The organism is Amycolatopsis sp. AA4, from assembly GCF_002796545.1.
Lineage (GTDB): Bacteria > Actinomycetota > Actinomycetes > Mycobacteriales > Pseudonocardiaceae > Amycolatopsis.
The window spans coordinates 4,326,962-4,343,230 of the sequence record NZ_CP024894.1 but is presented as its reverse complement, the minus strand read 5'-3'; the positions used below and the strand labels follow the sequence as shown (position 1 = coordinate 4,343,230).

Genomic DNA, 16,269 nt, shown 5'->3' with positions numbered 1-16,269 from the left:
CGACGAACCCGCGCGGGAGAGACCGGACCGGCATCCCCGGTCCGGCGCCGAAGGAGCAAGTCCTCCCCGGAACCTCTCAGGCACCCTGGACCGCGCGGACGAGACGCCTCTGGAAAGCGCATCGGCAGGAGACCACCAGCCGGTGCCGCCGACGGTGCAAACCCGGCTATCCACGCGGGTGAAACTCTCAGGCGCCCCGTGGGGTACGGACAGAGTGGGGAGGGCCACGCCTGTGTTGCGGCGTGGCGGTTTCGCCGGATGAGGTTCAGACCTCCCGGGTGGTCTGAACCTCGGGTCTGTGGTCAAGACCACAGCCTCCGGCGTCCGCAGCGGGTCAGCCCGGAATCTTGTCCAGGAACCCGTGCACCTTGGCGATCCGGCCGTCGGCGATCTCGATCACGTCGAACCCGATCGCGATCGGGTCGTCGTTGCCCGGAGCCGAGAGATGCCACTGGAATCGCGCGAGGTCGTGGTGCGCGTCCGGGTCCGCGGGCAGGCTGAAGACGAGTCCGGCGAACTGCTGCTGCGCGCCGCCGATGAACCCGTCGATCTCGTCCTGCCCGGCGACCGCGCCGAGCGGGTCGGTGTAGGTCGCGCCGGGGGCGAACACCTCCGAGACGAGCCGGCGCCGCTGCTGCGGGTCGGTCTCGTTCCAGACGTCGAGGTACCGGCGGGCGAGGTCGGTCGCGGCGGGTGCGGTGGTGGTCATGTCGGGGTTCTCCTTGTGTCGTCCCGTTTTCGGTAGAGCCAAGCTTGTCGCAGCAACGGCGGCCGGTCGATTACGCGGGAGGTAATCGGTTCGCCGTGCTAAACCGGGGCATGGACTACGGCCGCCTGGCGATCGACAGGCAACTCGAGAAATTCCGCGAGACGGTGACGCGCAACGACCTGGTGCCCGAAGTGCTGGCACGGGCGGCGGACCTGGCTCTTCCCAGCTGGTATCTGACCGCGGGATGCCTGTGTCAGACCGTGTGGAACGCGGCGACCGGACGCCCGCCCGCCGACGGGATCAAGGACTACGACCTGTTCTACTTCGACGACTCGGATCTCAGCTGGGAAGCGGAGGACGCGGTCATCGCCGAGGGCGCCCGGCGATTCGGGGATCTCCCGGTGACAGTGGAAATCCGCAACGAGGCACGGGTGCACCTCTGGTACGAGGACCGTTTCGGCGTGCCTTGCGTGCCGTACTCGTCCACCGAGGCGGCGATCGACTCGTTCCCGTCCACGACGTCCTGCCTGGGGGTCCGCCTGGACGAGGCAGGGGAGTGGCAGGTCTACGCGCCGCACGGGTTCGCGGACGTGTTCAACCTCGTCGTGCGGCCCAATCCCGGGCACGCGCCGCGGAGCAGTTACGAGGCGAAAGCCCGGCGGTGGCGGGAACAATGGCCGGAGCTGACCGTCCTGCCTTGGCCCGGTTGACGGGTGGCCCGAGATCGGTGTACTTTCGATACGAAACGGTAGCGTATCGGAAGTGGGCCAGCATGCCGGAGCCAGTCGTGGGCAGGCCGCGGGATGCCAGCAGGGACGCGGCGATTCACGAGGCGGCCTTGGCGCTGCTGGCCGAGGTGGGCTACGACCAGCTGTCCATCGAGGCGATCGCGGCGCGGGCGGGCGTGGCCAAGACGACGATTTACCGGCGGTACCGCGACAAAGCGGCTCTCGTCGCGGCGGCGGTCGAGCAGCGGCAGGCCTCGGCTCCGCCCGAGGCCCGGTCCGGGGGATTGCGGGAGAACCTGCTGGCCGTCGTGCGGTGGCTGGCGCGCGAGATCGCCGAGCAGGAGATCGGACTGCTCGGCGCGCTCTTCGCGGGGATGCGCAGCGATCCCCGGCTCGCCGACGAGATGCGCCGGATCCTGCGCCGGGACCAGGCGGCGATGACGGATCGCTTGCCGTGCAACGCATTGGCGCCTGGCGCGGCCGAGTTGTTCGCCGAGGTCGCGCCGGGAGTGATCGTGCATCGGATCGTCTTCGCCGGGGAGCCGTGCGACGACCGGTTCCTGCGGCATCTCGTGGACGACATCCTCCTGCCGTTGCTGAAGGGAGAACGGACATGATCGTGATCACGGGGGCGACCGGTGCGCTCAACGGGGCGACTGTGGAGCACTTGCTCAAGCGCGTTCCGGCGGAGGAAATCGGCGTCAGCGTGCGGGACCCCGCCAAGGCGCAGCACTTCGCGGACCGAGGTGTGCGGGTGCGGCAGGGGTCCTATGAGGATCCCGCGGCGCTGCGGAAATCGTTTGAGGGGGCCGAAAAAGTACTGTTGGTTTCTTCGAGCGACCCGCATGCGGACGGCGTCGGCCTGCATCGGGCGGGCATCGAGGCGGCTGCAGCGGCTGGAGCGCAACGGATTCTGTACACCAGTCATCAGAATTCCCGGATGGACACTCCGTTTCCGCCGGGTCCGGAGCACGCGGCGACCGAACGGATTCTCGCCGAGTCCGGGGTCGCGTGGACGGCGCTGCGCAACGGGTTTTACGCGCACAGCATCGGTTGGCTGCTCGGGAACTGGCGCGAGGACGGGGTGCTCAAGGCTCCGGCGGACGGCCCGGTTTCCTGGACTGACCGGGCGGATGTCGCGGAAGCGGCGGCGGTGGTTCTCGCCGGGGAAAGGGAGTTCGACGGTCCGGTGACGCTGACCGCCCGGCAGGCGGTGACGTTCGACGACGTGGCCGAGCTTGCCTCGCGGGTCAGCGGGCGTGCGGTGCGGCGCGTCGTGGTGGACGACGAGGAGTGGATCGCGGGCGAGCCGGAGGAGGTGGGCCGGATGAAGCTGTCGATGTTCGAGGCAGCCCGGCAAGGGCACTTCGCGGAGACGAGTCCGGTGCTGGCTGAGCTGCTCGGCCGCGAACCGCGCGGCGTCACGCTCTAGAGCCGAAGAACTCCCGGCAAAAGGCGCGGAACGTTTACGCCCGCCGGGTCAGCCGCGCGCCCTCCGCGCGGGCCAGCACGACCGGCGTCGTCGGGACCCGCTCGCGCAGCGGACGGACGGCGAACGGCGTGCCCTCAACGGAAAGTTCCAATGGCGGCCGCTGCACCGAGAGCGTGTAACCCAGCCCCCGGGCGACCAGGGCACGCGCGAGTTCGAAGCTCGTCGTGCGGTGCGCGACCGGCATCGGCAGTCCGACCGCGGCGAAAACGTCCCGGAAATAGCGCTCCGAAGGCGGGACGTCCAGCAGGACGAACGGCTCGTCGGCCAAGGCGCGCAAGGAAACCGTCTTGCGGCGGGCCAGCGGATGGTCCGGTGGAAGGAGCACGCTCGGCGGCTGGTCGTACAGCTTGTCCACCGCGATCCCGGGCACGAGGTCCTGCCGGTACAGGACGGCGAGGTCGCAGCGGCCCTCCAGCAGGAGGTGCTGCAGGTCCGGCAGCGTGCCTTCGACAAAGGAGACGTCGACTTCCGGGTGCTGCGTGCGGAAAGTCGCCAGTGCGGCGGGCACGTGCAGCGGCGCGAGCGGGGTGTAGCAGCCGAAAGTCAAGCGACCGGCGAGGTCTTGGCCGTAGTCGCGGGCGGCGGTGCCGAGCTCGGCGACCGAGGTGAGCACCGCGCGGGCTTCGCCGACGACCTGGCGGCCGGCGTCGGTCAGCGCGGTCGTACGGCCGGGGCCGCGGAGGATGAGCTGCACGCCCAAAGTCCGTTCCAGCGAAGCGATCGCGAGCGAAACCGCCGACTGCGACACGTGGCAGCTTTCCGCGGCCGAGGTGAGGCCGCCGGTGTCCGCGACGGCGACCAGGTACTCGAGCTGGCGCAACGAGGGAGACATCAGTCCAGCTTATGTCCTTCACCAGAAATGTGAACTGGACCGATGTCCCTCGGCACGGCAGGGTCGGGGCATGACCCGGCACCAGCACCCGTTCGTCCCCTACGCGCCGCCGCGGCTGTCCCCGGAGGAAAGCCTCGCGCGCGGGCAGGAGCTGTACCGGCTGCTCGACCGGCGCCGGTCGGTCCGCTGGTTCTCCCCGGACCCGGTGCCGCTCGAGGCGATCGAAACCGCGGTGCGGATCGCGAACACCGCGCCGAGCGGGGCGCACCACCAGCCGTGGACGTTCGTCGCGACTGCGGACCCGGACGTCAAGCGCGCGGTGCGCGAGGCCGCCGAGGTCGAGGAGCGGAAGTTCTACCGGGAGCGCAACGCGCCGGACTGGCACGCGGCGCTCGCCCGGCTCGAAACCGACGAGCACAAGGAGTTCCTGGAAGTCGCGCCGTGGCTGGTGGTCGCGTTCGCGCAGAAGAGCACGCCGCTGCCGGACGGTTCGCTGCGGAAGAACTACTACGTCAACGAAAGCGTCGGCATCGCGTGCGGCATGTTCATCACCGCGCTGCACACGATGGGGCTGGCGACGCTCACCCACACGCCGAACCCGATGGGCTTCCTCAACGAGGTCTTCGCGCGCCCGGCGACCGAACGGCCGTACATCCTGTTCCCGGTCGGTTATCCCGCGCCGGACTGCGAGGTACCCGACCTCGAACGCAAACCGCTCGCCGAGGCGCTGGTGGTGCACGCGCCGTTACCTCGGGGGTAATGGTCCCGCGCCCGGCGAAGCCGTAGCGTCGCAGGAGTGACGACTACGGTGAAGGCCCCGGTGGGCGAGCTGCTCCGGGAATGGCGCGACCGCCGCCGCATCAGCCAGCTCGACCTCGCGATCTCGGCGGACATCTCGACGCGCCACCTGAGTTTCGTGGAAACCGGCCGGTCCAAGCCGAGCCGGGACATGGTGCTGCGGCTCGGCGAGCACCTCGACATCCCGCTGCGCGAACGCAACCGCCTGCTGCTCGCCGCGGGCTACGCGCCGGCCTACGGCGAGTCCGACCTCGGCGCGCCGGAAATGGCCGTGGTCCGCGAGGCCGTCCGGCGGCTGCTCGCCGGGCACGACCCGTACCCGGCGGCGGTGGTCGACCGCGGCTGGAACCTCGTCGACGCCAACCTCAGCCTCGGCGTGCTCACCGAGGGCGTCGCGCCGTCGCTGCTGACCGGTCCGGTGAACGTGCTGCGCGCGACGCTGCACCCGGACGGGATGGCGCCGCGGGTGGTGAACCTGGGGGAGTGGCGGGCGCATCTGCTGGGCCGGTTGCGCCGTCAGGTCGAACAGACGGCGGACGCCGGGCTCGCGGAGCTGCTGGAGGAATTGCGCGGATATCCGTGCGACGACGAGGTTCCGGAGGTGGAGATCCCCGGTCCGGGCGACATCTTCGTGCCGCTGCGCTACCGGCACGAGGACCGGGAGCTGACGTTCTTCAGCACGGTCGCGACGTTCGGGACCCCGCTGGACGTGACGGTCGCCGAGCTGGTGATCGAGTCGTTCTATCCGGCCGATCCGGCGACGGCGGCGTTCCTGCGCGAGCGCGGGACGGGCTGAGCGCGGCTACGATCGGGGCCATGCGGGCGTTCGTGGTGACCGGGCCGGGGGAGGCCGGGCCGGCCGAGGTGCCGGAGCCGGAAGCCGGGGTCGGCGAGGTCGTGGTCGAGGTGGAGCGGGCCGGGGTGTGCGGCACCGACGTCGAGTTCTTCACCGGCGAGATGCAGTACCTCGCCGACGGGCACGCCCGGTACCCGATGCGGCTCGGCCACGAATGGTGCGGCCGGGTGGCGGAAGCCGGCCCGGGCGTGCATCCGGCGTGGGTCGGCCGCCGCGTCACCGGGGACACGATGCTCGGGTGCGGGGACTGCCGCCGGTGCCGGGGCGGGCACCAGCACGTCTGCGCGGACCGGCAGGAGGTCGGCATCCGCGGCGGCCGGGCCGGAGCGCTCGCCGAACGCCTCGCGGTGCCGGTGCGCTCGCTGCACGAGCTGCCGGACGCGCTGGATCCCGTCGCGGGAGCGCTGGTCGAACCGGGCGGCAACGCGTGCCGGGCGGCGCGCGCGGCCGCGGGCGAGCGGGTGCTGGTTCTCGGCCCGGGGACGATCGGGTTGCTCACCGCGCTGTTCCTCCGCGCCGCGGGCAGCGAGGTGCATCTGGTGGGCGCGACGCCGTGGTCCGTGGAATTCGCGCGCGGCTTGGGTTTTTCCGCCGGGACGAGCGTTCCGGATCCGCCGTTCGACGCGGTGGTCGACGCGACCGGCGATCGCTCCGCTCCCGCGCTCGCGGCCGAGGTCGTCGAACCGGCGGGGCGGATCGTGTGCATCGGGCTCGCGGGACAGCCGAGCCTGCTGGACACGCGGTTGCTGGCGCTGAAGGACGTCACCGCGATCGGCGTGCTGAGCGGGTCGCCGGGCTTGGCGCAGGCGATCGACGCGTACGCCTCCGGCGAGGTGGATCCGCGGCCGCTGGTGGCGGCGACCGTCGGGCTGGGCGAGGTCGCCGCGGTGCTCGGCGGCGAGCGGCCGCCGGGGCCGCCGAAGATCCACGTCGACCCGCGGCGATAACCAGGTTGCTCGCCGGGCGCGAAAACGAGAGGGTCGGGGCATGACTGCCGACCTGACTTTCCGCCAGCCGACCGAAAACGACCACGCGCGCGTGCTCGCCGCGCTGGGACCGTGGTGGGGCGGGCTGAAGGGCGAAGCCGGGGCGAGGGAGCGGGCGTTGCTGGTGCCGCGCCTGTACTTCCAGCACTTCACCACCACGAGCCGCCTGGCGGAGCGGCCGGACGGGACGCTGGCGGCGTTCCTGATCGGGTTCGTCTCGCAGACCGACCCGGAGACCGCCTACATCCACTTCGTCGGCGTCGATCCGGAGCTGCACGGGCAGGGAATCGGCCGCTCGTTGTACGAATGGTTCTTCGCGCGGGTGCGGGAATCGGGCGTGCGGAAGGTCAAGTGCATCACCAGCCCGCAGAACACCGCTTCGCGCGCGTACCACGCCCGCCTCGGGTTCGAGGTCTCCGACGTGCTTCCGGACTACGACGGGCCGGGCCTGGACCGGGTCGCGTTCACGCGCAGCCTGGCCGCCTGACCCGCGGCCCGGTCCTTCGGAGAGCCTCAGCGAGCTTCGATGACGGTCCGGAACTGCTCGGCGGCCCGCTCGACCTTCTTCTGCGGGTCGGCCAGCAGCGACGCGACCGCCTCGCCCAGTTTGCCCGCCGGGGGCCGGTATTCGAGCGAGATCTCCACGCCGGTGCGGCTGCCGCCCTTGTCCTCGAACCGGACGACGCCGGAGTTGCGCACGTCCGGATCGGCGTCGTCCACCGTGGTCCAGGCGATCGTGCGGGGCGGCGCGTCCTCGACGATCCGGGCCTCCCATTCCACTGTGGACCCCGCCGGTCCGCTGACCTTCCACCGGGTGCGCGTCCCGTCGCCGTCCAGGGCTTCGACCGACTGGACGTCGGAGAACAGTTCCGGCAGCCGGGTCAGCGGACGCCACCAGTCGTAGCACGCCTGCGCGGGAGCGTTGACCTCGACGTAATGCGCTGCAGCAGCCATGGGCACCTTTCCTCGGAGTTCAGCGAGTCTTGCCGAACCCTCGGGCTACCCGGCTCCGCGGCCGGGCAAACCGGCTCCGGCGGTTACGAGATTTCCTTGCGGGGCTTCGGAACGAGGACGGTGCGGGTCACCCGTCGCGGTCGGCCGGGGAATCCTCCGGGAGCTTCCCGGCCGGGCTGCGCCGCGGGTACTGGCCGCGGGCGCGTTCGACGGCGGTGCCCGCGACGCCGAGGACGATCAGGCCGATCCCGAGACCGAGATGCAGCCAGTCGTCGGCGTGGTCGAGGGGGACGAAGTTCGCCGCGCTGTGCTTGTCGATCGCCGCGCCGTAGATCCACAGCAGGAGGTAGACGAGGCCGCCGAGCATCAGGAACATGCGGGCGGCGGTATGCGTGCGGGCGCAGGCGAATCCCGCGACGGCGAAGAGCAGATGGACCAGGTTGTGCAGCACGGAAACGCCGAAAACGCCGAACAGCGCGGCGCCGGAATGCGGGCCGGCGAACCGGAGTTCGCCGTAATGGGCGGTCACGCCCGGCAGGAAGCCGAGCACCCCGACGACGAGAAAGGCCGCCGCGGCGAGCAGGGCCGCGGTCTGGACCGGCCGCCGCCGGGAAGCGGCGGCCTCGTGCTGGTTCATGGGTTTGCCCTTTCTTCGGGGAGACGGGTGGCCCGGCTACCCGGCGGCGAACGGGGCAAACGGCCTTCGCTCGCGGCTGCCGCCGGGTCAGTGCCGGGCGAACGCCTCCTCGCCGGCCCGCAGCCGCGCCGGTTCCAGCAGGGAACGTTGCCGGTCCGCGCGCAGGAGCAGGGCGTCGAAGTCCACGTCGGCCAGCCGTTCGCCGAGGTTCGCCGCGTCCCGCAGCGTGGTCCAGAGGATCTTCTTGCCCTCGATGCCCATGGCCAGCGCCTCGAGTTCCCAGAACCGGCTCAGCGGCGAGTACGACGCGATCCTGCCGTTCGGTTTGAACCGTCCCAGCCGCTCGGCCGCGACGGCGAGCCCGGCCTTGACCGGATTCGCGCGGACCGGCACCGCCCGCATGACTCCGCGGAAAGCGGCCACGTCTTCCGCGATCGCCGACGCCACCTCCCGCAGCGGCGTCTCGAATTCGGTGCCCCGGTTGTTGCGGGCGGCCCGGCGGGCCAGCTCGCGCCAGGCCAGTCCCATGGCCAGCTGGTCGTTGAGGTAGATCCCGAGCAACGTCTCCATGCGGGTGGGGATACCCGGCCCGGCCGCGGGCAACCGGGGGCCGGGCAGCCATCGGTCCACAATGGACCGCCGCGGACTCCGCCGGAAAGACGACGTTTCGCCGGGCCGGTGCCGGGTACCAGGGCGGAATGCCTGTTCAAGCTGCGGTGACGGCCAAGTTCGGCGGGGACGTGCCGACCGTGCGCGAGGTCGAGCGCCCCGATCCGGAGGAGATCTTGGTCACTCGCGAGCGGCGCGGGCCGGAGCGGACGCCGGTCTTCGGACGCGACCGGGTCCGGCGGCTCGGCCAGGTGCGCGAACGGCTCGATTCCGGGCGCGGGCGGGGAAAACCGGGCTCGGCCTCGCGTCGGCGGCGATGTGGTCGCCGGTAGGTTCCGCGCAGGACGTTTGGGCAGGTCGGCGGGCCTGTCGCACCATACGGCCGGACTGCCCGCCCGGCCGCTGGGTTAGCCTTGGCCGGCAAGGTCAACCGAGCCGTCCGGCGGACGGCAGAGGTGAGGTAGAGATCGTGATGCCCGCGGAGAAGCCGTTGTTTCCGGCGGGGTGTCTGTGATGTACGCGGATCAGGCGTTCATGCACCCAGCGCTCTTCTATCGGAGCGCCGCCGAGTTCACCTCCGGCGTGGTCTCCTTCGTCCGCGACGGGCTGGAGGCGGACGAACCGGTCGCGGTCGCCGCGCCGCCGGAGCACGTGAGCCTGGTCAGGGCCGAACTGGGGGCCGACGCCGGGCGCGTGCTGCTGGTCGACATGACCGAGGCGGGCCGCAATCCGGGCCGGATCATCCCGGGCGTGCTGCGCGCGTTCGCCGACGGGCATCCGGACCGGCACGTGCGGATCGTCGGGGAGCCGATCTGGGCGGGCCGGTCGGCCGCGGAGTATCCGGCGTGCGCGCAGCACGAAGCGTTGATCAACCTGGCGTTCGAGGGCCGCTGGGCGACCATCCTCTGCCCGTACGACGCCGAAGCGCTGGGCGCCACCGAACTGGCCGACGCACTCCGGACGCATCCCTGGCTGATCGACGGCACGGGGGAGTGGCGATCGAGCAGCGACTACGCGCCCGACGCCGTGGTCGCCGACTACAACCGCGAACTTCCGCCCCCGCCCGGAGCCCGGTCCTTCGTCGTCGCGGAACCCGACCTCGTCGACCTCCGCCTGATCACCGCCGAGACCGCGCGGCGGCACGGCCTCCCCGAGGACCGGGTCGAGGACGCGGTGATGGCGGTGTCCGAACTGGCGGTCAACAGCGTCGAGCACGGCAGCGGCGCCGCGGTGGTGCGGCTGGGTTTCGCGGACGGCGAGCTGGTCTGCCAGGTCCGGGACGAGGGGTGGCTGGCGGATCCGATGGCCGGTCGCGTCCCGGCTTCCCCGGACCAGGTGCGCGGGCGGGGGCTGCTGCTGGTGAACCATCTCGCGGACCTGGTGCGGATGCATTCGGATCCGTCCGGGTCGACGGTGGAGGCGAGGTTCGCCGCCGGGTGAAGGCGTCCGGCGGGCGCGTTTTAGGCTGGCGGGCGAGGAGAACCTATTCGTCGGGCAGGAGAGTGCGAAAGTGACCGCGGCAGCTGGCGACATCGAGAAGGCGGCCGGGGTGCTGCGCGCCGGGGGCCTCGTGGCCTTCCCGACCGAGACGGTCTACGGCCTGGGCGCCGACGCCTCCGATCCGGCCGCGGTTTCCCGCATCTACCAGGCGAAGGGCCGCCCGTCCACGCATCCGCTGATCGTGCACCTCGCCGGGGCCGGGTTCCTCGACGGCTGGGTCGAGAAGCTGCCCGAACCGGCACGGCTGCTGGCCGAGCGGTTCTGGCCGGGGCCGCTGACCCTGGTGCTGCGGCGCGGCCCCCGGGTGTCGTCGGCGGCGACTGGCGGCCTCGAGACGGTCGGGGTGCGCGTGCCGGACCATCCGGTCGCGCTGGCGCTGCTGTCGGCGTTCGGCGGCGGCGCGGCGGCCCCGTCGGCGAACCGGTTCGGCTCGGTCAGCCCGACCACCGCCGAGCACGTCCGCGCGGAGCTGGGCGACGCCGTCGACTTCGTGCTGGACGGCGGCCCCTGCCAGGTCGGCGTCGAGTCCACCATTGTTGACGCGACCAGCGACACCCTCAGCGTGTTGCGGCCCGGCGGCGTGCCCCGGGAAGACCTGGAAGCGGTGCTCGGCGGCCCTCTCGACGTGCCGTCCACGAGCCCGATCCGGGTTCCCGGCCAGCATCCGTCGCATTACGCGCCGCGGGCGAAGGTCGTTCTCGTCGAGCCGGACCAGGTGGTCGCGGAAGCGGCGCACGCGCGGAAACTCGGGCACCGGGTGGGGGTTTTCCTGCCGCCTTCCCAGAACGGCGGAGCCCCGGAGGCGCACGCGGTGGTGGCGGTTCCGGAATCGACGGCCGAGTACGCGCGCGGCCTTTACGGCTTCCTGCGCGAGCTGGACCGGCAGGGGTGCGACCTGATCGTCGCGTCGCTTCCGGAGGAGACCGGCTTGGGCCTGGCGATCGCGAACCGGCTGCGCCGCGCCGCGGGGCCTCGTTCCTGAACGGTCCACAGTAGACAGTTCGGCAGCTCCCGCACGGCCGGTTCCGGCGTGCCCTGATCCGGCCCAAGATCGTGCCGGGTAGGCTTTTCGCCCGGTGCGTTAAGCAGGCAGCGTCCACCATCCCCTGGCCGCGGCGCACCCTGCGCCCGGTCCGGCCCGCTCCTAGGAGTGCGTGTGGCGACCGCCGAGTGCCGAGCATCCCGTCCAGCCCAGCCCGACCAGGGCGTCTTCGCGCGAAGCGGGGTCGTGCGGCTGCCGTGACGGACCTGAAGATCACCCCTCGGCAGCTCGGGGATGCCGTGGTGCTGACCTTGCCGGACCGGCTCGCGACGACTCACGCGGCCGAAATCGCCGACGCCCTGCACGCGGCGGGCCGTGCGGTCTCGCCGGGCACGCGGGTGGTGGTCGACCTGCGGGGCATGCGGCCGTTGACCGCCCTGCTGGCCCGGGCACTGGTCTCGTTCGCCCGTGACCGCGACTGCGTGCTGCTGGCGGCGCCGGACGAGGCCACGACGGCGATGCTGGACAGCGCCGACCCCGGCGCAGCCGTCCGGCGGTCCGCGTCGCTGGCGGAGGCGCTGGCCCGGTCCGGGGACGTCCGGCAGCCGTTGGCGGCGAGCGGCGCGGTGCGGTCGCTCGCCTTCGACAGCGACGATCTCGGCCGCATCGAGGCGTTCCTGAGCAGCGCGTACGCGCCGACGCGGATCGGCAGCGACACCGGCCGCGCGAGCACGCACATCCGCAGGCACGCGGTGGACGGGCTGATGACCGACCGGCTCGAGCTGTCCTTCGAGATGAGCTACGCCGTCGAGCCGCTGGGCGCGATCTGCCTGTGCGACGTCGAAGCGGGCAGGATCGAGGATCATCGCGCGGACGGCCGGCGGGAAACGGAGACGTTCGGCCCCGGGGACCTGGTGACCTTCTCGGCCGCGGACCGGCCCTGCACCGGCCGGATCGCGCGCGCCAAGTACAGCGTCACCCTGTTCGACCCGATCCTGCTGAGCGAGGCGGCGGGTGTCGACCGGCCGGTGCGGCTGCTCGACCGCCGGCCGGTCGACGCCAGCGCCGCCCAGCACCTGCGGGCCGCGGCCGCGCATCTGCGCGACGACGTCCTCGGCGTGCCCGGGGTCGGGGAGAATCCGCTGGCCGTGGCGACGGCGGCGCGCTACTTCGCCGTGGCCGTGCTGAACGCGTTCCCGCACACGGCGTCCGCCGAACGGCCCGGGGACGGGCTCGACGCCCATTCGCGGACGCTTCGCCGCGCGATCTCGTTCATCGAGGCCAATCTCGACCGTTCCGTCGAGATCGGGGAGATCGCCGCGGCGGCCCGCGTTTCGGCCCGCGCGGTGCAGCTGGCCTTCCGCAGGCACCTCGGCACCACGCCGATGGCGTACCTGCGCCGGGCCCGGCTGGACCGCGCCCGAGCGGAACTGCGCGCCGCCCAGCCGGAGGAGGACACCGTCGCCCGGATCGCCGCGCGCTGGGGCTACGCGCCGAGCGTCTTCGCCGCCCACTACCGCGCTGCCTACGGCGAGTCGCCGTCGGCGACGCTGCAGCGGGACACCGCCGAGCACGTTCGTTTCCCTGGCAGCCGGAACTTCGTTCGCACCGCCATCGCGCTGCGAAGCGAACCCGGTGCGGCGGAACGGGAGTGCGGCCGCGCCTCGGCGAAAAGCGGACTGGTGCTGCCCGGCGACCGGGCCAAGACGGACGCCGCGGGCCGGTTCGAGGCGCTGAGCAGGATGCTGCTGTCCGCCACCTCGGTCGCGGACGTGCTGCGCCAGGTCGTCGAAGCGACGGCGGCGGCGATCGCCGGTGCGGACTGGGTCAGCGTGACGGTGCTGGGCTCCGACGGCCGCTTCTCCACCGCCGCGCGGACCGCGAAGACCGCCGCCGAACTGGACCGGATCCAGTACCGGAGCGGGGACGGCCCCTGCGTCGAGGCAGCCCGCGCGGACGGCCCGAGCTGCGTCGCCAGCGCGGATCTGACGGCCGAGGCGCGGTGGCCGCGGTTCACCGCCGCCGCACGCGAACTCGGTTGCCGGGCGGCGTTTTCCACCCAGCTCCCGGCGGCTCCCGGCCTGGACCGCGCGGCGGGTTCGCTGACGATTTACTCCCGCCGCCCGGACAGCCTGGCCGAGACCGACCGCCGCGTCGCGCTGCTGCTGGCGACGCACGCGTCGCTCGCGCTGGCGAACACGCACCTGCGGAAGGCGGCCGAGCTGCGCCGCGCGGAGTTCCGGCGGGCCGTCGACAGCCGGGACGTCATCGGCCAGGCGAAGGGGATCCTGATGAACCGGGAGGGCCTGAGCGCGGACGAGGCGTTCGACCTGCTGCGCCGGACGTCCCAGGACCTGAACGTGAAACTGGTGGAGGTGGCCCGCACTCTCACCGACCGGCACGGCGAACTCGACCAGGACTGATCGCGGATCCGGTGGCGGCCGAGCCGTATCCGGCTGGTTTCGGTCGCGATCGCCCCGGAACCGGCCGCCGCTTGCCGCAGGTTTCGCCGGCGTTCCGGGGGGTGTCTGCCGCCGCGATCGGTGCGGTGCGCCGACCGGTGGTGTCCGGAACTCGGACGGAGCGCCACGATCGGGCGAAGGCTTCTTCTCCTCCCGTTCGCGGGCGCTTTCTTGTCGGGGCCGCTCCTTAAAGTGCGGTCATGGCAATCGACGAGCGCGAACAGGCGCAACGGGTGCTGAGCTTCGCTCCCGGCCCGGCGAGGCGGATGTTCTGGCAGGGCATCGAAACCGCCGTCGTCGTGCGCACGGTCCGCGGGCTTTCGCACGGGGTCAGCGGCCGGGCAGCAGGCAGCGGCGGCCGGGCAGCAGGCAGCGGCGGCCGGGCAGCAGGCAGCGGCGGCCGGGCAGCAGGCAGCGGCGGCCGGAACCGCAGTCCCGGCCGCCGCTCTGGCCTCAGGTCAGTCTTTCACGCCGTCGACGGCGTCCTTGACCTTTTCTCCCGCTTGCTTGAGGGCGCCTTTCGCCTGCTCGGCTTTGCCCTCGGCCTGCCACTGCTCGTTCCCGGTGGCGTTGCCGAGCGCTTCCTTGGCCTTGCCCTTGAGTTCCTCGGCCTTGTGTCCGGCGGTGTCGCTCATCTCGTTACCTTCTTCTCGTCTCCGGGGAGATCTTCGTCCCGCGGCAGGAAAAGCGATCTTCGCGATGAATCCGGACTACCCGCCCGAGGCGGCGCGCAAACGGCGCCCGCGCGGTCAGCGAGGCGTTTTCGCGGCGGCGAAGTACTGGTTGGCGTCCGGGAGAAAGGACAGCACGACGCCGACCACGGCCAGCGCGGTGCTGACGTAGCCGACGACCGTGCTCTGTCCGGCCAGCAGGGAGAGCACCTGGAGCGCGGTGAGCACCGTGAGCACGATCCTCGCCCAGTTGCGGCCCGCGCGGAGCTTGAACGCGAACAGCAGGCGCAGCAACGCGATCGCGATCGCGATCACCGCTCCGACGACGATGCCGATCGTGACGGCCTGGTCGATCTGGGCGTCGGTGAGGCGTGCGGCGTTCTGCCCGTTGGCTCTTCGCATCGCGTCGGCGAGCGCGTCGCGTGCGAAGAACAAGACCACGGCTCCGACCAGGCCGACGAGCGTCGCGGCGACGAACGCCCAGAAGGCCCCCGTGATCACCCCGGGGCGCGGCGGGGCTTCGGCGGGAGGTTCGGCGGAAGGGGACGGGTAACGAGGCATCTCAGTCATGGGGAAAAGGTGGCACAGCGCGAGAAGCCCCGCAGGCCAAAGCCGAAAAATACGGTCCGGGAACCGTGCGGCGACCGGCTGTGCGCTCATTTCCCGGGATTCCGGTTTGGCCTCCGCGGTCCGCGGGTACCCGGTTGCCGGGGATCTGCCAGGAAATTGTGGCGAAATTCGCCGCCGGTACCGGCGAATCGGCTTTCCTGGCGGCGAGGGGAGCGTCCGGTGCCGAGGGTGGAGTGGACCGCGGCAGATGCGGGTATCTCCTCCGCACAGGCGCGGCACCGGCCGAGGAGGAGGTCAAGCGTGAGTGTGGACGAATTCCGGCGCAGCCGCTCGCCCGAGCGCGCCGGGCCGCCGGAGGAAACGAGCCCGAGGCTGGACTTGGCGCTGGCACAGGATTCCGCGATGCTGCGCCGGATCCGGGACCAGGCCGCGGCGTTCCTGTGCGGCCATCGCCCGCAGGTCGACGCGGACACGGTGGCCGACGTGCGCCTGGTGCTCGACGAGATGGTCTGCAACGCGATGCGGCACGCGCGCCCGCCGTCCGCGCTGGCCCTGACGCTGCGCGGGGACCGGCTGCTGATCGAGGTGTCCGATTCGCTGCCGGACCTCGCCCGCTACCGCGAAGGCTACGCGGGCGGGGGACGCGGGCTGGCCCTGATCAACGCGATCGCCGTCCGCTGGGGGCAGACGCCCCGGGAAGGCGGCAAGACCGTCTGGGCCGAGCTGGCCGTCTGACCGGATCCGCGCCCGGCCCGGAGCATGATCCGCTAGGTTGCGGCAGTGGAGATCCAAGTGGTGGAGGGGGCGCTTCGCGAGGCGCCGACCCGCGCGGTCACGGGAATGGACCGGCGGGCGTTCGGGGAGTTCGCGGGGCCGCGGGGAGAATTGGCCTCGTACGCGTTCGGCTGGACGACCGGCGCGGAGCCGCACGTCGCCCGTCTGTCGGTCGGGATCGGCGCGGGCAACCCCGGCGGCGGGACGTTTCACGCGGTCGTCTTCGTCAACGAAGACGGGCACGCGTTCTCCCTGATCGACGAGCCGTTCGAACGCGTGCCGGAAGGCGGGCCGGACCTGTCCGCGGAGCAGGCGCGCGCCCACCCGGACCTGCCGTTCGTCTGGGCGGTCGCCGATCTGGCGCTGCAGCGCGACCGGCGGGCGTGGTGGATGCTGCACTGGCTGCGGGAAACGGCCTGCGTGCAGACCGCCGAGGTTTTCGAGCGCAAGGAACCGATTCTGCACGTCCGGCACGACGGGGGCGACGGCGTCTGGCATCTCTCCGGCACTTCCGGGGCAGACCGGCGAACCGCCAAGATCGGGCATCTGCACCACGCCGTCGACGAGGAGCCGAGCCTGCTCGACGTCCTCGATCTGGCGCCCGGGAGCGGCGCGTCCCGGACAGCCGTCGGATCCTCGTGGAGCGGCCGCTTTTAGGCCGGCGGATGCGGAGGAACCCCGCGGGTCCCGGGGTTCCTCCGCGTGCGGA

20 protein-coding genes and 1 riboswitch are annotated in these 16,269 nt (G+C 72.0%); of the genes, 13 read left to right on the top strand and 7 right to left on the bottom strand.

The genetic code is table 11. The annotated features are described in order from the left end of the window. The first annotated feature begins 3 nt into the window (after positions 1-3). Positions 4-103, top strand: a riboswitch (glycine riboswitch). 231 nt (positions 104-334) lie between these two features. Beyond that, positions 335-709 carry a nuclear transport factor 2 family protein gene (locus CU254_RS20205; protein ID WP_009078851.1) on the bottom strand — a complete coding sequence of 125 codons (375 nt, stop codon included), beginning with the start codon at positions 707-709 and terminating at the stop codon, positions 335-337. Between the two features lie 110 nt (positions 710-819). Here CU254_RS20205 and CU254_RS20200 point away from each other — a divergent pair, with 110 nt between their 5' ends. The 3 genes from CU254_RS20200 to CU254_RS20190 all read left to right on the top strand — a co-directional run bounded on the left by CU254_RS20200 (position 820) and on the right by CU254_RS20190 (position 2,869). Continuing rightward, complete coding sequence (locus tag CU254_RS20200; protein ID WP_009078848.1) at positions 820-1,419, top strand: nucleotidyltransferase family protein; 600 nt, start codon at positions 820-822, stop codon at positions 1,417-1,419. A 62-nt stretch (positions 1,420-1,481) separates the two neighbouring features. Then, positions 1,482-2,054, top strand: coding sequence for a TetR/AcrR family transcriptional regulator (locus CU254_RS20195; RefSeq protein WP_009078846.1), 573 nt, complete (start codon positions 1,482-1,484; stop codon positions 2,052-2,054). Further along, positions 2,051-2,869, top strand: a complete 819-nt coding sequence (locus CU254_RS20190; RefSeq protein WP_009078843.1) for an NmrA family NAD(P)-binding protein — start codon at positions 2,051-2,053, stop codon at positions 2,867-2,869. Before CU254_RS20195 ends, CU254_RS20190 begins: the two co-directional genes overlap by 4 nt. A 34-nt stretch (positions 2,870-2,903) precedes the next feature. Here the strand turns inward: CU254_RS20190 and CU254_RS20185 are convergent, their stop codons facing one another. Then, positions 2,904-3,761, bottom strand: a complete 858-nt coding sequence (locus CU254_RS20185) for a LysR family transcriptional regulator (RefSeq protein ID WP_009078841.1) — start codon at positions 3,759-3,761, stop codon at positions 2,904-2,906. A gap of 70 nt (positions 3,762-3,831) precedes the next feature. On the opposite strand from CU254_RS20185, the gene CU254_RS20180 reads away from it, so the two are divergent. From CU254_RS20180 to CU254_RS20165, 4 genes are read left to right on the top strand one after another with little or no spacing between them, the layout of a single operon-like run. Next, positions 3,832-4,521: a nitroreductase family protein gene (locus CU254_RS20180; RefSeq protein ID WP_009078840.1), complete on the top strand. Its 690-nt coding sequence runs from the start codon at positions 3,832-3,834 to the stop codon at positions 4,519-4,521. Between the two features lie 36 nt (positions 4,522-4,557). Then, complete coding sequence (locus tag CU254_RS20175; protein WP_009078839.1) at positions 4,558-5,355, top strand: helix-turn-helix domain-containing protein; 798 nt, start codon at positions 4,558-4,560, stop codon at positions 5,353-5,355. A 20-nt stretch (positions 5,356-5,375) separates the two neighbouring features. Further along, complete coding sequence (locus CU254_RS20170; RefSeq protein ID WP_037714270.1) at positions 5,376-6,362, top strand: zinc-binding dehydrogenase; 987 nt, start codon at positions 5,376-5,378, stop codon at positions 6,360-6,362. A 40-nt stretch (positions 6,363-6,402) separates the two neighbouring features. Beyond that, entirely contained in the window at positions 6,403-6,888 is a 486-nt protein-coding gene (locus CU254_RS20165; protein WP_009078837.1) for a GNAT family N-acetyltransferase, read from the top strand. Positions 6,889-6,914: 26 nt separating this feature from the next. Here CU254_RS20165 and CU254_RS20160 read toward each other — a convergent pair whose 3' ends face one another. The 3 genes from CU254_RS20160 to CU254_RS20150 form a co-directional block, all read right to left on the bottom strand. Further along, complete coding sequence (locus CU254_RS20160) at positions 6,915-7,355, bottom strand: SRPBCC family protein (RefSeq protein WP_009078836.1); 441 nt, start codon at positions 7,353-7,355, stop codon at positions 6,915-6,917. Between the two features lie 127 nt (positions 7,356-7,482). Beyond that, a complete protein-coding gene (locus tag CU254_RS20155) occupies positions 7,483-7,992 on the bottom strand; it encodes a DUF4383 domain-containing protein (protein WP_009078835.1) in 510 nt (169 codons plus the stop codon). A gap of 87 nt (positions 7,993-8,079) precedes the next feature. Continuing rightward, the gene (locus tag CU254_RS20150) at positions 8,080-8,562 is read right to left on the bottom strand and encodes a hypothetical protein (RefSeq protein ID WP_037714268.1); all 483 of its coding nucleotides are present in this window, start codon (positions 8,560-8,562) and stop codon (positions 8,080-8,082) included. 128 nt (positions 8,563-8,690) lie between these two features. Between CU254_RS20150 and CU254_RS20145 the strand changes: the two genes are divergently transcribed. From CU254_RS20145 to CU254_RS44230, 4 genes are all read left to right on the top strand, one after another. Continuing rightward, entirely contained in the window at positions 8,691-8,933 is a 243-nt protein-coding gene (locus tag CU254_RS20145; RefSeq protein WP_009078833.1) for a hypothetical protein, read from the top strand. Between the two features lie 181 nt (positions 8,934-9,114). After that, positions 9,115-10,041 (top strand): sensor histidine kinase, encoded by a 927-nt coding sequence (locus CU254_RS20140; RefSeq protein WP_037714262.1) that lies wholly within the window; start codon positions 9,115-9,117, stop codon positions 10,039-10,041. Between the two features lie 70 nt (positions 10,042-10,111). After that, positions 10,112-11,083: an L-threonylcarbamoyladenylate synthase gene (locus tag CU254_RS20135; RefSeq protein ID WP_037714260.1), complete on the top strand. Its 972-nt coding sequence runs from the start codon at positions 10,112-10,114 to the stop codon at positions 11,081-11,083. A 257-nt stretch (positions 11,084-11,340) separates the two neighbouring features. Next, a complete protein-coding gene (locus CU254_RS44230; RefSeq protein WP_234392856.1) occupies positions 11,341-13,506 on the top strand; it encodes an ANTAR domain-containing protein in 2,166 nt (721 codons plus the stop codon). Between the two features lie 497 nt (positions 13,507-14,003). Here the strand turns inward: CU254_RS44230 and CU254_RS20120 are convergent, their stop codons facing one another. Together CU254_RS20120 and CU254_RS20115 are read right to left on the bottom strand one after the other, a co-directional pair. Beyond that, positions 14,004-14,180 (bottom strand): CsbD family protein, encoded by a 177-nt coding sequence (locus CU254_RS20120; protein ID WP_009078829.1) that lies wholly within the window; start codon positions 14,178-14,180, stop codon positions 14,004-14,006. Between the two features lie 114 nt (positions 14,181-14,294). Next, positions 14,295-14,786: a hypothetical protein gene (locus CU254_RS20115; protein ID WP_037717560.1), complete on the bottom strand. Its 492-nt coding sequence runs from the start codon at positions 14,784-14,786 to the stop codon at positions 14,295-14,297. 300 nt (positions 14,787-15,086) lie between these two features. On the opposite strand from CU254_RS20115, the gene CU254_RS20110 reads away from it, so the two are divergent. Continuing rightward, positions 15,087-15,521 (top strand): ATP-binding protein, encoded by a 435-nt coding sequence (locus tag CU254_RS20110; RefSeq protein ID WP_100266832.1) that lies wholly within the window; start codon positions 15,087-15,089, stop codon positions 15,519-15,521. A gap of 45 nt (positions 15,522-15,566) precedes the next feature. Next, positions 15,567-16,217 (top strand): hypothetical protein, encoded by a 651-nt coding sequence (locus tag CU254_RS20105; RefSeq protein WP_009078826.1) that lies wholly within the window; start codon positions 15,567-15,569, stop codon positions 16,215-16,217. Positions 16,218-16,269: the final 52 nt, after the last annotated feature.

Coding starts and splice junctions, on each gene's coding strand:
- CU254_RS20180 (WP_009078840.1), top strand. CDS start 3,832: ATGACCCGGCACCAGCACCCGTTCGTCCCCTACGCGCCGCCGCGGCTG.
- CU254_RS20195 (WP_009078846.1), top strand. CDS start 1,482: ATGCCGGAGCCAGTCGTGGGCAGGCCGCGGGATGCCAGCAGGGACGCG.
- CU254_RS20170 (WP_037714270.1), top strand. CDS start 5,376: ATGCGGGCGTTCGTGGTGACCGGGCCGGGGGAGGCCGGGCCGGCCGAG.
- CU254_RS20140 (WP_037714262.1), top strand. CDS start 9,115: ATGTACGCGGATCAGGCGTTCATGCACCCAGCGCTCTTCTATCGGAGC.
- CU254_RS20145 (WP_009078833.1), top strand. CDS start 8,691: ATGCCTGTTCAAGCTGCGGTGACGGCCAAGTTCGGCGGGGACGTGCCG.
- CU254_RS20185 (WP_009078841.1), bottom strand. CDS start 3,761: ATGTCTCCCTCGTTGCGCCAGCTCGAGTACCTGGTCGCCGTCGCGGAC.
- CU254_RS20205 (WP_009078851.1), bottom strand. CDS start 709: ATGACCACCACCGCACCCGCCGCGACCGACCTCGCCCGCCGGTACCTC.
- CU254_RS20155 (WP_009078835.1), bottom strand. CDS start 7,992: ATGAACCAGCACGAGGCCGCCGCTTCCCGGCGGCGGCCGGTCCAGACC.
- CU254_RS20120 (WP_009078829.1), bottom strand. CDS start 14,180: ATGAGCGACACCGCCGGACACAAGGCCGAGGAACTCAAGGGCAAGGCC.
- CU254_RS20160 (WP_009078836.1), bottom strand. CDS start 7,355: ATGGCTGCTGCAGCGCATTACGTCGAGGTCAACGCTCCCGCGCAGGCG.
- CU254_RS20115 (WP_037717560.1), bottom strand. CDS start 14,786: ATGACTGAGATGCCTCGTTACCCGTCCCCTTCCGCCGAACCTCCCGCC.
- CU254_RS20200 (WP_009078848.1), top strand. CDS start 820: ATGGACTACGGCCGCCTGGCGATCGACAGGCAACTCGAGAAATTCCGC.
- CU254_RS20190 (WP_009078843.1), top strand. CDS start 2,051: ATGATCGTGATCACGGGGGCGACCGGTGCGCTCAACGGGGCGACTGTG.
- CU254_RS20165 (WP_009078837.1), top strand. CDS start 6,403: ATGACTGCCGACCTGACTTTCCGCCAGCCGACCGAAAACGACCACGCG.
- CU254_RS20150 (WP_037714268.1), bottom strand. CDS start 8,562: ATGGAGACGTTGCTCGGGATCTACCTCAACGACCAGCTGGCCATGGGA.